11 protein-coding genes are annotated in these 14591 nt (G+C 33.8%); 1 reads left to right on the plus strand and 10 read right to left on the minus strand.

Going from position 1 to position 14591, the window contains the following annotated elements; genetic code table 11:
• Positions 1-12 precede the first annotated feature (12 nt).
• The 5 genes from BJL90_RS20520 to BJL90_RS20540 form a co-directional block, all read right to left on the minus strand.
• Positions 13-477: a hypothetical protein gene (locus BJL90_RS20520; protein WP_070972595.1), complete on the minus strand. Its 465-nt coding sequence runs from the start codon at positions 475-477 to the stop codon at positions 13-15.
• 381 nt (positions 478-858) lie between these two features.
• Positions 859-2601, minus strand: coding sequence for a glycosyl hydrolase family 18 protein (locus BJL90_RS20525; protein ID WP_070972597.1), 1743 nt, complete (start codon positions 2599-2601; stop codon positions 859-861).
• 232 nt (positions 2602-2833) lie between these two features.
• Positions 2834-4777, minus strand: coding sequence for an ABC transporter permease subunit/CPBP intramembrane protease (locus BJL90_RS20530; protein ID WP_070972599.1), 1944 nt, complete (start codon positions 4775-4777; stop codon positions 2834-2836).
• Between the two features lie 32 nt (positions 4778-4809).
• The gene (locus BJL90_RS20535; protein ID WP_070972601.1) at positions 4810-5991 is read right to left on the minus strand and encodes an ABC transporter permease; all 1182 of its coding nucleotides are present in this window, start codon (positions 5989-5991) and stop codon (positions 4810-4812) included.
• Positions 5972-6733 (minus strand): ABC transporter ATP-binding protein, encoded by a 762-nt coding sequence (locus BJL90_RS20540; protein WP_070972602.1) that lies wholly within the window; start codon positions 6731-6733, stop codon positions 5972-5974. The genes BJL90_RS20535 and BJL90_RS20540 overlap by 20 nt, the downstream gene beginning before the upstream one ends.
• A gap of 328 nt (positions 6734-7061) precedes the next feature.
• On the opposite strand from BJL90_RS20540, the gene BJL90_RS20545 reads away from it, so the two are divergent.
• On the plus strand, positions 7062-8105 hold the full coding sequence (locus BJL90_RS20545) for a hypothetical protein (protein WP_070972604.1): 1044 nt from the start codon (positions 7062-7064) through the stop codon (positions 8103-8105).
• A gap of 95 nt (positions 8106-8200) precedes the next feature.
• On the opposite strand, the gene BJL90_RS20550 is transcribed toward BJL90_RS20545, so the two are convergent.
• The 5 genes from BJL90_RS20550 to BJL90_RS20570 form a co-directional block, all read right to left on the minus strand.
• Positions 8201-9343 carry an aldo/keto reductase gene (locus BJL90_RS20550; protein ID WP_070972606.1) on the minus strand — a complete coding sequence of 381 codons (1143 nt, stop codon included), beginning with the start codon at positions 9341-9343 and terminating at the stop codon, positions 8201-8203.
• A gap of 128 nt (positions 9344-9471) precedes the next feature.
• Entirely contained in the window at positions 9472-11112 is a 1641-nt protein-coding gene (gene abc-f / locus BJL90_RS20555; protein WP_070972608.1) for a ribosomal protection-like ABC-F family protein, read from the minus strand.
• 559 nt (positions 11113-11671) lie between these two features.
• Positions 11672-12385: an iron-sulfur cluster repair di-iron protein gene (gene ric / locus BJL90_RS20560; protein ID WP_070972610.1), complete on the minus strand. Its 714-nt coding sequence runs from the start codon at positions 12383-12385 to the stop codon at positions 11672-11674.
• A gap of 24 nt (positions 12386-12409) precedes the next feature.
• Entirely contained in the window at positions 12410-13639 is a 1230-nt protein-coding gene (locus BJL90_RS20565) for an FprA family A-type flavoprotein (RefSeq protein WP_070972612.1), read from the minus strand.
• Positions 13640-13772: 133 nt separating this feature from the next.
• Positions 13773-14474, minus strand: a complete 702-nt coding sequence (locus BJL90_RS20570; RefSeq protein WP_236904977.1) for a Crp/Fnr family transcriptional regulator — start codon at positions 14472-14474, stop codon at positions 13773-13775.
• Positions 14475-14591 lie beyond the last annotated feature (117 nt).

Genomic DNA, 14591 nt, shown 5'->3' on the forward strand with positions numbered 1-14591 from the left:
TATCCCCAATTCTCATTTTACAAATATTTCAATACTACGAATATGTTTTTCTTCTTCTTTTATAATCTCTGCTAATACATTGTAAGCACTTGAATCTATATCCTTCAATGTTCGAACAAACAGACCCTGTATATTAATAACCAAAGCAAGGTTTTCTTTTTCAAATTTTAAGGAAAATCTTAAAAATTCTTTTATATCCATAATATTTTCAGGATAAGCGTAGTTAAATCTAGAAATTAACTTTGATACTTTGTCATAAATATCGAAATCTATTTCTTCGAAATTTTCTGTTATCATTTGATTTCTTAAACTTTTATAGGTCATTATATGCTTATTTTTTTCTATTGCAAAAACCTTTGCAACTGTTTTTATTCTTGCATTAGTCTCTTCCCCAGCTACAATTGCTGCGTACATATTGTGACCAATTTCTTTTACTTTAATCAATTTATCAAGCACATCAATAATAGTATATCCCATATTACTTCTCCTCTACGCCTTAGTGCATTGAGATTTATAGGCGCACATTAATATAATATTTTCCTTTTTTAATACTATATACCTTAGAGTCATTATATACCCTAGAATCCAAGATATGATTAACATTGTAGATAGATTATTGATTATAATGATGCTGAAAAATCCATTTGATTTAAGATTTTAACTTGAGCCCAGCGTATAAATAATACTGCTATTATGCTTAATACTAAAAGTGTTAAGGATCTTTCATAGTATTAATAAAAAAAAAGAACATCCCAAAACATTTTATTGTTTTTAGTATGCTCTCTTTCTTTAGCGTATATTTTCCTAAATAATATAATTATCTATAATAGTATGTTTTATTTTAACTAAATAATTCCCTTATTTTTTAGTCTTGTTCAATATTTGTTGCCATACATCAAGATAAATCTTTTTTGATCCATATTCTTCATAGTTAGGTATATTTCCCAATCTCCATAGTGAGATTCCTTCTATACCGAACATTTTTGCTAAATCTATTTTTGCCTGTATACTTCGTGAATCCTCATACCATAAAATGTTATCTGTTTCATCTTTGCTGTCGAAAAAAGTTGCATAGGGATTTTGGTTTTGCTGAGAATAATTTATCGTAACCTCATCCGTAATAAGTCTTTGCTGGATAGCCTCATAACTTGGATGATAAGGATACTTATTGATCACTTTCCCTTCTTTGAGCTTCCACTGAACTGCATCCAATGAAAACTGCACCCATATCTTATTCAAATCCTGTACTCCTGTATTTTTATCGGTAATGGATTTCAAGGCATAGTATATCTCACCAATAGGGGATAAAGGAGTAAGGGTATATCCTCTTTGCATTTCATCATCCGTCAATTGCCTTGCATAATAGTCATGTGCCATCAATATCACTTTATCTGCAATCTCCCCAATGGCTTTAAAATCATATCCATCATAATAAGCTTGACCTGAAGGTCTTGCAGGGTGTACCGCTACATATAATAATTTATTGTTTTTATCCAGCTCCTGTCTTAATTCTGCTAAGAATATATTAAAGGATTTCTTTAATAAATCGCCCTTCATATTTTCAAAGTCAATCACCACCCCATTAAAAGAGACAGTAAGATCACCTACAGTTGTAGCATTAATTTGTTTCACAATAGCATCTATCACTTGTTTACGAACTTCTGGTTTTGTTACTATATACTGAACTAATGGCACATTAGACTCAGTATCAGTATTCAATACGGTATCATTCTCTGCGAATACCATGAGCTGTGCAGAAATATTTTTCTCCTTCGCTAAGTTTAAAGGCTGTGAAAAGCCAGCAGGAATTCCAAAGTCATTATCGTTGTCCCTTGTGGTATTGAGCAGAACTTGATTCGTCTCAGCATCATATTCCAACCGACTCCAGCCAAATCCTACAGAATCAAGGGAATGAAGCATGTCCATCTGATTCGCAGATCGTATAGCATAGAAAGCATGCAGCTCACTGATTGGTTTATTTAGTCTTTCATACATCTTCATCATCATTACTGCTGCTTCTTCTCTTCTCGCTGTATCGTAGGGCTTAAACAAATTATTCCCTGCCCCAGCAATAATTTGAAAATCCCTTGCAATGGTTATGTATCCTGTGTTTTTTGAGACATCATCAAAGGGACTTCCAAGATAAGCCAACTGATTGGCAAGACTATCGTATCCTAAAGCTCGTACAATCATAACAGCTATTTCTTCACGGGTAATAGGTTCCTCTGCCCTGAACTTGTCAGTATCCTTTAAAATCACCCCTTGTTGTAATGCTGTTTCTATAGGTGCATAGTACCATTTGGTTGTATCCATGTTGTCAACAAAATTACCTTTTTCCGGTGAAATTAAGTCCCACTTCATCAGCTTCGCTAAAAAAGTGATAAACTCACCTCTGCTAATTGTAAGTCCCATACCAAATTGATTATCACCAATTCCGTTGGTAATTTCCAGTAATCGCAAATCATGTATAGCTTTACTTGCCCAATGATCTTCAGGAACATCATTGAAAACTTCTACAGTATTTTCATTTGCAAATGCTGCATTGGAAAAGATCAGTACGGATATTAAAACCAAAGAAATCACTTTTTTTAGTTGACACATATCAATATATCCTCCCTTTCAACTAAACTCTATACCATATTTTTCAAGCCTTCCCTTATAACTTACATCTGTAAGTTTCAATTGTCAAGAATAAAAAAGACATTCGATTAGATATCTCATTTAAATAAGAGTAAAGACTCCCCCTGAATTGTAGCCGAATTTTATTTTTGCCTTCTCACCTTATGAATAATGTTTAATAATATGTTGTTTTGTTTTACTATCAGTAAAGTGCTTATAGTCTTTGGAAAAATTTTGCCCGATATTTACCTTTTTTTTCTAGCATTTTATGTCCTATAATGGAGGATAGGATGCATATGACAGATAAATTTAATATGTTTACGGAAATTTCAACAGGTGCAAATGCTGCAAATCCATTGTTGAGAATATGAAGAAATATGGATGGATAAAGAGACTTTGTTTTATGGGCTGTATAACCAAACACCAAGCCCAATAAAAATGTAGGCAATAATCTAACGAAATCTAAATGCACCACCGCAAAAATAATGGATGTTATCATAATCGCCCATTTCGATCCAAAGTTTTTTTCTAAAGGTCTAAATGCAAACCCTCTAAACAGGATCTCTTCACATATTCCGGGAGTAACTGCGATAAAAAAGAATTTGGTCAAGGGACTCAAGGTATGAAGCTGTGCCTCTAGTTCTATCAAACTAGGTACTTGTGGTATAAATGGCGCAATGAGTATTTGATAGATTAATGCTAAACTAAAAGCTGCAATCCAAAGAAAGATACCTCCAAATACTTTTCCTATAGGAGGCCTTTTAAGACCTAAGCTTTTCTTTTGCGATGCTTTAAGATACCATATAATTCCTACAGGTAGCACAGCAAATGCAGTATACTGAATAAACAAAGTACTTTTTACTATTCCGAAAGAATTTGTTAGTAACGTACTCATATATATATACAATATGACAATGATAGCTAAGCTCATGAATATATCTTCTACCTCTATTAAGTCTCTCTCCTTCAATTCTTTTCTCCTTAACTTGAAGGAAGTTCCTTTACCGATACCAAACAATAACCTTTCTGTGCCAAATACTTTGAACATAAAGGTAAGACTCAATACTGAAAACAAGCTATTCATAACAAGGGTGATGGCCAACAAATTTATACTGATGCCTCCTATAAACACTGATTTTATCAGAAGAGTAGCGTTTAAAATGGGAAGTATAGCATAAAAAGCATTCAACTCTAAGCCTGGGGTCGCTCCTATGTAAGCTGGTATCATAAAAAGGAAAACTAGCGGTGTAATATAAGCACCTGATTCTTTATAGCTGTTTGCAAACATCCCAACCCCTATACTTACCCCTGCCCCCATTACAATAAGAGGAAGCAGGGTAACTGCTAACACTATTATAGTAGCTGGCTCTGCCACTACGTGTAGCGTACCCATATCTATGATTCTTGGCATAAGGATTAGCAGCACCAGTAAGCTCAAAATCATAGAGAGGATACCAAATAATACACAGGCCATCAACTTAGCTACCACCAACTCTTCCTTTCTTATAGGGGTAGAAAATAAGGTCTCCAATGTTCCTAATTCTTTTTCTGCTGTTGTTAACTCAATAGCAAAGTTTACTATCGATAATAGGGCATATAGAGTTAACAAAAGAGGAAGAATATTACTTAAAGTATGTTTCAAAACCTCTTCTTCCTTTGCAATATCCTGTACCTCTAGGCTTACTGGATTTAACACTGATTGATCTTCCTTTGCAAGGGTTAGTAACCTTAATTGTTCCGACGCTTTAAAATCTAATAGGTACCCTTCAATTCTTTCACTGGCTCTTCTTCCAGCATTTCTGCCAGAATCATATTTTAGTTGAAATTTATGGCTGTCTTCTGTATAATTGTATATCAAAACCAAGTCTAAATTTTTATCTTTTATTTCTTTTTCATAGTTATCTATATGGACAATCCTTTCAAATCTAACATCTTCATCTATAAGCTCCATTACTTGATCAGGTACATTTCCTATAAGATAGATTCTACTTATTGCTTCTTCAGAGCCTCTTGCAGTAATATCCTTTATTTGATTATATCCATGAAATAGTATCGGTACCAATAAAACCGGAAGTATTAGTCCCAGCAGTATTCTTTTATTTCTTGAAAGTGCAAGAATTTCTTTTTCTAATAGATTTCTTATTATTAAAAACTTCATATGCCATCTCCTATATTACGATCTTATGTTTTTTAGCCCTTTTCTCCTCTGAAAATCACCCAGTCTGATTTAAAAAGTCTATTCATCGTTATCATAGCTACCACCGATATTGCTAAATTTATCAAAAGTGTTGTGCCTATATTGACTAAGTCATAGTCCCCTAAAAAAGCCTCCTTCATCATTAATAGTGCATTTGTAATAGGTATAAACAGCGTGAAATTTGTGATTTCAATATCAGGAATAAGTGTAATGTAGCAGGGAAACATAAATAGCATTAAAAGCACTGAAGCATAGGTCTGTGCTTCTTGATAAGTTTTTGCAAATAAACCTAAGCCAATTAAAAAAGCACTGGCCATCATCATCACAGGTAAAAGCATAATGAACAAAAACAAAAACAAACCTGATGATAAGGAGATATTTAAATCAGAAATATGATTTAATAATACGTACAAAAGCGGAAACATAGATACAATGTTGACAAGACCACTGATCATTCCTACAGTAACACATGCAAATAATTTCCCTATAATAATTTCTAATCTTTTTATTGGCACTGAAAATATTGTCTCTAGCGTCTCTCTTTCTTTTTCCCCCGCACTTAAATCAGAGGCTATTGTATAAGTCCCAATAATAGAATAAACCATCAATATAAAAGGCACCAATGTACCTAACAACATAGATAGTATTCTAGCTGAAGCATCTCCAGCTTCTGAAATTTCTATTATCTCAATAGAAACAATATCTCTTATTTTTTTGTCTATATTCCTACTATACAATATGTCTTCTTTTACCTTTTCTTCATAAGTCCTATAACTTTCCCTAATTCTATTGGCAGCCCTTTCACTTGCTTCTATCGTTGAATTATAATGCAGCGTATAAATTTCTACAGCATCCTCTAAGGTCATTGTGATTGCCGCATGTAGATTTTCTTTATTGATCTCCTCCGCGTATTCCTCTGAGGATAAATTAACGATTTTTATTTTTTCATCTTCCTTTAGTGTCTTTATAAAACTCTCCTTCACTGTATTCCCTACCGCAACAATACTTATGTTCTCAGCTAAATTTGACTGCACAATGGTAGAAAAACCTATAAAGAATATCATGATGATTGGATAAATGAGAATAGGTAAAAATACGGTAAGAAGCGCTTTTTTATCTCTAAATAAGGACTTTATTTCTTTATGCCATATTAAGTTAATCTTTTGGAAGCTCATACAGTCTGCCTCCCCTATCTATATAAGTTAAAAATATATCTCTTATATTTGTTTGTCCTGTTTTTTCCTTAAGACTTTCTAGCCTTCCTGTTTCTATAATTTTGCCTTTGTGAATTAAAGCGATCCTATCACATAAGGAGTCTGCCTCCTCCATATAGTGGGTTGAGAAGATGATGGTTTTTCCTTCCCCTTTTTTGTTTTTGATAAAATCAACGATAGTTCTACTGGTGAGAATATCCAAACCTAATGTAGGCTCATCTAGTATATATATCTCTGGATCGTGTATCATACATCTTGCTATGGATGTTTTTTGCACTTGACCGGTAGACAGCTTTTCTATGATTCTATCTTTAAAGTCCTCCATTTGCAGATTTACAACAATATCCTCTATTCGCTTTTCCATAATATTTTTGGGAATACCATAGCATTTTCCAAAGAATTTCATGGTTTCAACCGGTGTTAATTTTTTATACAGTTTGGTGTTGCCAGATAAGAATCCAATAGATTTTCTTACTTCCTCCGGCTGTTCCCTGGTATCATAACCATTGACAATGATTTGGCCTGTAGTTTGCTGCATGATGGTGGCTATGATTCTAAGAAGTGTGGTTTTACCTGCCCCATTAGGACCTAATAAACCAAATATTTCTCCTTTCTCTACTTGAAAGTTCGCATCATTTACCGCATAAAAATCTCCATGTTTTTTATCATAAAACTTCTTCTTAATATGCATTACTTTTATCATAAGCAATAGTCAACTCCATCTCTAAATCACTTTTGATTCCTTTGCAATCTTGCAGCATCTTTTTTCTACAACCATCCAAAACATGTCTCAATCTGTATTGGATTTAAAGGAGAAAAATTGTACTTTTCTATATCTTGCAAAAACTTTTTTTATTTTTTAATTCTACTGGTTTTTATAATTTTTTTCAATGAAAATTCTATTTATTTCCAAGTTGTTTCTTTAATAAAAATGTAAAAAATTCCAATTTCTTTGCGTATAACTATATATTTTTGGTATTTTCTGTCCGATAAATAAAGTAATAAATACAATTTGTGGAAGGAGAGTTTCTATGATTATTGAAAACGCAAATATCCTTATGAGTTCTCAGCATAAACGTCAAGAGAAATATGAAAAGTCTGAGAATCTTACAGCATGGATTGGAAATAGCAGCAATGGTAATCAAGGCACCTCATTTCTTAAAGATACACTAACTGTATCCGAGGAAGCTTTAGCCCTATATCAGGAAAAAATAGCAGCTATGAAACAAACTTCTGAAGGTGAACCAACAGAGATTCCGGATATACATAAGCAGAAGATGCTGTTGCTTCAAACATTGCTGGAGGCTTTACTACAAAAAAGAATACAATTTTTTATACCTGACTTTGGAAAGATAAAAACAGAAGGTTTTCACTTTCCCGCCATTCCTAATCAACAACCATCTTTTGGTTGGGGAATAGCCTATGACTATCAAGAAACTTATATTGAAACCGAAAGAATGCAGTTTACTTCATCTGGTGTTATCCGAACTGCCGACGGCAGAGAAATCAACTTTTCAGTAGACCTCACCATGAGCCGTTCCTTTGCTGAGTACCACAGCATTCAGTTTCGTGCCGGCGATGCTGTGGTTGTAGATCCCCTTGTCATTAACTTTAATGGCAACGGTGTAGGATTATCAGAGAAAAAATTCAGCTTTGATCTGACCATGGATGGAAAAATGGAACAAATATCTTACTTAAAACCTGGGAGTGGTTTTTTAGCCATTGATTTAAATGGCGATGGAAAAATTAATGATGGCAGCGAACTATTTGGTCCTAGCACAGGGAATGGTTTTCAAGAGCTGGCACAGTATGATGCAGACGGTAATGGATGGATTGATGAAAATGATCCTATTTATAACAAGCTAATGATCTGGACAAAGGACGAAAATGGTTCTGATCAATTATTTGCCTTAGGAGAACTAGGCATAGGCGCCATTTATTTAGGCAGTATCCAAACCCCTTTTCATATAAAAGATGGACAAAACCAACTGCATGGACAGGTTAGTCAATCTAGTATTTATGTTAAGGAAAATGGCACCGTTGGAACCGTACAACAAGTTGATTTGGCGATTTAACAATCACAACAGCTTTTGAAAATATAAAATAACCTCCTCTGCTTATTTCCATCTAAAAAAACAGAAGAGGTTATTCTATCATTAAAACCAATCCTTTATTTAATTCCCCAGTCGTCACTTATGGTTTTCATAATTTCAGGAATATCAAGATGTTGGGGACATTTTTTTATACATATACCACAGGAGACACAATTGGTAGACCTTTTTTTATCGAAAAACGGTCTGTTGTAGAAATTCTTAGCATGTTCAATAGAATTATACATATACCCCATATTATAGTAGTCAATATTTGTCGGTATATCTACACCCATTGGACAAGGGGTGCAATACTGACATCTAGTACAAGGTACTTTAATAAGTTTACTGAATTCCTTACGTACCTCCACATATAGTTCTAGCTCTTTTTCACTCAAATCCCCCACATTATAGGTGTTTGCGGTATGTATATTGTCATCAATCTGTTGAATTTCATTCATTCCGCTTAAAATACAGCTTACTTCTGGCCTATTTAATAGGAAGGAAATGCCTCTTGCCGCTGGTGACATTATTCTTTCACTTTTTGCCCAAATTTCTTTAACACTCTCGGGAGGTTCCTTGGCCAATTGTCCTCCCTTAAGGGGCTCCATAATCAATACACCTAATCCTTTAGAAGCAGCATATTCTAGGCCCCGCAGCCCTGCCTGATAATCAGTATCCATATAGTTAAGCTGCATAATACAAAATTCCCAGTCGTAGGCATTGACGATTTCTTCAAAAAGTTCATACTTGTCATGGAATGAAAATCCTATATGTTTGATTTTCCCTTCTGTTTTGAGTTTATCAAAAAGCTTAAAGACATTTAATTTCTTTGCCTTTGCCCAAAAGTTGCTATCAAGAGAGTGAAGAAAGTACAGATCAAAGTAATCACTTCCTGTTCTTTCCAGTTGGCTTTCAAACATCTTCTCACAGTCCTCATAAGTATCACAAACCCAGATAGAGAGCTTATCACCTAAATATACCTTTTCACGATATCCGTCACTAAGAATCTCCTTTAATGCACCCTCAGCATTTCCATTTAGATGATAAGGATAAGCAGTATCCACATAGTTAATTCCTTGATCAATTGCATACCGCACCACTTTTTTTGCTTTTTCAATGTCTATATCTGTAAACACACCATTAACAACCGGTAACCGCATCGTTCCTATGCCAATTGCAGAAATCTCTATCCCTGTATTTCCAAGTTTTCTATACCGCATATTCTTAGTCCTCCTTTATTTTGCCCATAAGATTTTGTTGTTTTTCAGCTACTCTATAATCCTATTACAACTTAAAGCTAATAGCAAGTCAAGGAAATTTACCTTTCAAATATTCTGAAAACATCAAATTATTCTTTCAGTTTCTTTAGTTCATCTAGTATTTCATGGTATTCCTTATCTAATGCTGCTATATCCTCCTGTTTAGATGGCATCGACAACCTTCCTATGACTTCTGAAAGACGATTTTTTAATACCATCACCTGTTTTTGTATTTCTTCTTTATGAGCATCCAACGGATGATTATTTTTGGCTAAGTACTCCTCATAACTTCCTGCAAACATTTTGATTTTTTGCTTTTCAATTGTCATGATTTGATTTGCAACAGTACTTATGAAACGTCGATCATGTGAGACAAATAATAATGTTCTATCGTATTCCTTAAGGGTTTCTTCTATGACCTCCAAGGCATTGATATCCATATAATTCGTTGGTTCATCTAGTACCAATAAATTAATATCCTGTAGCAATATCTTAGCAAAGGAAACCTTTACTCGCTCTCCACCACTTAATATATCAACTTTTTTATAGATATCTTCTCCTTTAAATAGCAGCCTAGCCAGCAGCAACCTCGCTAGATTCTGAGGATAAATGCTACTTTCCATCACGTTTTCTATAATACTTAAGTTTTTGTTCAATATATTCATATCCTGGCTAAAATACCCTATCTTAGCCCCTTGAGCAACTTTTATTGCATCATCATTGTCTAGGATCATTTTAATTAGAGTGCTTTTACCACATCCATTAGGACCAAGTAATGCTACTTTAGCACCGTTATAAATGTTAAAAGTTGCATTTTCTAATAGTAGCTTATCTTTAAATGCTTTATTTACATTCCTTCCTTCTATAATAATTTTGCTATGCAGCCTACTGGTTTCCATGATATCTAGTTTAATTCCCGGTTCTTCTTTAGGTTTTTCTTTAGCCTCAAGATGTTCAATTCGCTTTTCGACATTTTTAACTGCTCTTTCAAGATTCGCCTTTGCTTTTTGAGGTCCCATTTTATGAAGTCTAGCCTCAGAATTTCCCATTCTTTTTGGCGTTTTTTTCATGCTTTTCACTTTTTCTTTTGTCCTGTGAATAATTTCCTCAAGACGTTTTTTCTCTTTGATATATTCTTCATATTCAAAGGCGGCTCTTTCTCTTTCTTGCATCTTCTGCTCTCTATAGTCACTATAGTTACCCTTATAAATTTTAATTTTTCCATTTTCTATCTCTAGAATTTGATTACATAATCTATCCAAAAAACTTCTATCATGAGAGATGATGATGAGAAGACCTTCATAGGCTGCAAGTTTCTCCTCCATCAGTTCAATACCTTGCATATCTACATTACTGGTGGGTTCATCTGCAAATAGCATCACACGCTCATTATCCAAAGCCTCTGCCAGCTTAAATCTTGTTTTTTCTCCTCCACTCATCTCCTCATGCCAGATGGGCTTAACACCAAACTTTGAAGCCATTTCCTTACTTATCTTTTTCCTATCTGGTGATTCCAACTGTGATATATATCCAGCCTTTCCATATAACTTTACCCAACCTTCATCAGGCGCTAGTCTTTGACTTAGTATATTGATAAAGGTGGTTTTTCCTACCCCATTTCTACCAACAATCCCTATTCGATCCTGTGAATAAATCTTCAAATCATCTATATCCAGTATTAACCGATCACCAAAGTATTTTCTCACCTTACTGCATTCAACCAATAACATAAAAAATCCTCCCTAATTTGGAGAGGATAGCATTTTGCGAATATGATCATCTTAATGCATGATTAATAGAGCCTTAAACAAGATATCATCAAAAAAAATTATAATATATCCTAGTTTATAGTTATACGCCTTTAAACTTGAATTTTAATATCCACGGCCTAAAATAAAACATATCCTATAACCAAGCTATCCACAGCTCTAAAAATACTATCCACTCATAAATTTTGATAAAATGAATAACAATAAAACCTTTACTTAAGGTTTAACTAAGGTTTTATATTTCTGTTCTCATCTTACATCAATCGTTGAAGTGAATTATATCTCCATCTCTGCAAATACCTTGCCCTTTCATAGAATAAAGTTTTTTAATCTTCTTTCTAATTATACAAATTCATCCCTTTGCTGTCAACATCACTAAAACCTTTAATATCTCCTTAATTTTTTTATCCAGCCTATTTAAACACCTGCTTCAAATAACGCTTAAGAATATTTTTCTAATGATCCTATCGGCTACAAAGCAGACACCTAAGGATTTCTTTCTTTAGGTGTCTGTTTTAATTTAACTTTTTTCTTGATCTAACCGCTGAAATAAGATATTATTTTCTAAATGAATATGCTGGAATAAGTCAGCTTCAATAGCTTGCAACTTTTCATAGGTTCTAACAAAAGAGTTGCATCCGCCAGATGGGGCTTGATATTGGCAGGTGATTCTTCTCATTTCCTTTAATACATCCCCTGCGTTATCATGCTCATCCTCAGTTTCCTTCATTATTTTAAAGACTTTTTCTAAAACATCCTTTGAAGGATTCTTTTCATATTCTTTAATCAGTGGGAAAAGCAGTTCTTCCTCCTTTATTAGATGTTCTTCAATTTCACTCTTCAACTGATTAAAGAGTTTATGAAGCTTTGATAAGGTTTCTCCATGATCTACATAATGCACTTTTAATATTTTATTTAGCAACTGACCAGTAGTTGGGAGCTCATCCCGCATAAAGGTGTGATGTTTACCTACAATATAGTCAATTAATTCTGACAAGGTAGCCTTTGTCCAATCAATCTCTTTGTTTTGCAGGGCTTCATATTTTTCATAAGCATCATGCAATTTTTTTAATATTTCTGACGCATTGATATTTTGTTCTTTTAAAGCGGTAGCTAAAGGTCTATCGCCACCACAACAAAAATCAATCTCATACGCCATAAAAATATCTGTGGCTTTTGGAAATATTGTAGCGATTTCCCCTATTTTTTGAGATGTCATAAAGATTTTTTTCATATTAATCCCTCCATTTTTTTATATTTACCCAAGTAATAAGTCTCCAATAGCTTGTGCTGCCTGAAATAATTTTTCTTTTTCATTTTTTTCAGGTTTAAACTTCACTCTTATAGGGAATTGCAAATGATCCATCCCTGTTGTTTTAATCATATATCCACTGTCAATAACCTTTAAGTTGCTTTGTTTTAAATAATCCTGAATAACTTCAATTGCTTCTCCACTCCATCCATAAGACCCAAAAGCAATTCCTATCTTATGTTCTAAATCCATCTCCTTCAGTTCCTGTAAAATGCTTTCTAGTGAACCCACCATATCAGCATATCTTGTAGAACTTCCAAAGAGGATAGCATCTGAAGTCAAAATAGCTTCCTTTATTGCTTCTATATTGCTATTTGTTTGGGCATTCATTATTTGCACAGAAATTCCCTTATGCTTTAACCCATCTGCTAGATCATTTGCTACAGCTTTCGTATTTCCAGTCATGGTTGAATAAATGATCAAAGCTTTTTTGGTATCTTGGTTTGGTCTACTCATTTCATCATAGGCCCTGATATATTTTTTCGCATCACTTCTCAAGATATACCCATGAGAAGGTGCAATTATATTTATTTCAAGATCTTTAATTTTTTCTATCATATCTTGTACATAGGGTCTATGGGGATGCATGATTAATTGATAATACACACGGAAATCTGGCATGATATCTTCCTTCGCTAAATCATCAAATAACTGATAGGTTGCAACATGACTGCTAAACTGGTCACATGGATAAAGAACTTTATCTTCAATACAATAAGTTATCATTGTCTCTTCTGTATGAAGGTAGGGAGTTTCAAAGAATTTAAGGGTTTTGCCTCCAATATCTAATGTATCTCCATCTTGTATTACCATAAATTCTCTATGATGAAGTTTATACATTTCTTTTAATTCTTTAGCACCAAGTTCTGTGGTTACTATCGTAGCATTTTTAGCTTTGTTTGCTAAAGCTGGTAACCCACCTGAATGATCTGGTTCCACATGATTAATAATGATATACTGAATTTCTTCCGGTGCAATGTACTGACCTATAGTCTCTACAAATTGTTTCCCAAAGCTTATATCTACTGTATCAATTACTGTAGGTTTTTCAGTGAATAATAAATAGCTGTTGTAGGTTGTTCCCTTCTCAAGTGTTAATCGATGAAATGGAACTTTACGGTCATCTATATAACCAATCCAATAGGTTTTATCAGCAACTTGTATCTTTTTATCCATAGCTATCTCCTCCTATTTGTTTGAAAGCTTGTTGTCTTGTTATCCTTATTATAGGAGAGATCAAATCTTAAAACTGTGACCACAGTCAAATAAAAAGAAAAAAAATAAAAAACTCTAAAAACCTTTACAGTTTCTAGAGTGATAGATGTCCTTTTAATCTTTCTTCGTCTAACAGGATGATTTTTTTATTTCCAATGACTTCGATAATTCCTTCATCTTGAAACTTCTTGAGCTTTCTACTGATCGTTTCTCTGGCCACACCTATATAGTTGGACATATCTTCTCTCGTAAGAGATAACTTAATTTCTATTCCTCTATCTATATTTCTCCCGTTCTCTTTGCTGAGGTCTAAGATCAATTGGGCAATGCGGGTTTCTACATCGTTTGTTGCTAGATTTTGTGCTAAGTTTTCTAGTTTTAGTAGTCTTTCACTGACTACTTCTAAAATTTTTAGTCCAATTTCAGGACGTTTTAAAATAAGATTTCTCAATTTGTCTTTTGTCAAAGTACATACCCTCGTTTCTGCCATAGCTTCAGCATAAAAACCATAGGTACCCTCCTTCAATAAATTGAGCTCTCCAAAAAAATCTCCATCCGCCAAAATATGAAGAATTTGTTCTTTCCCTTCCTTGGTATACTTGTACAATTTAATTTTTCCCACATTTATCAAATATAAAGTGGCGGCATTTGTTCCCTCTAGAAAAACAGACTCCCCTTTATGATAACTACGATGTCCTGTCATAGCAATAATTTCAACCAATTCTTCCCGAGATAGGTTTGAAAATATAGGAACTTTACTGGCACATAATTTATCTGTACAGCGGTCACATGTCACTTTTTCTTCAATCCTCCTTTAATAATCGCTATTTCTTTTATTGCCCTTTATTATACAAGATATAATCTTACAACACCAGGCGAATCAAATGAACGCATAACTACTTAATCATACAAA

Source organism: Clostridium formicaceticum, from assembly GCF_001854185.1.
Classification (GTDB): domain Bacteria; phylum Bacillota; class Clostridia; order Peptostreptococcales; family Natronincolaceae; genus Andreesenella; species Andreesenella formicacetica.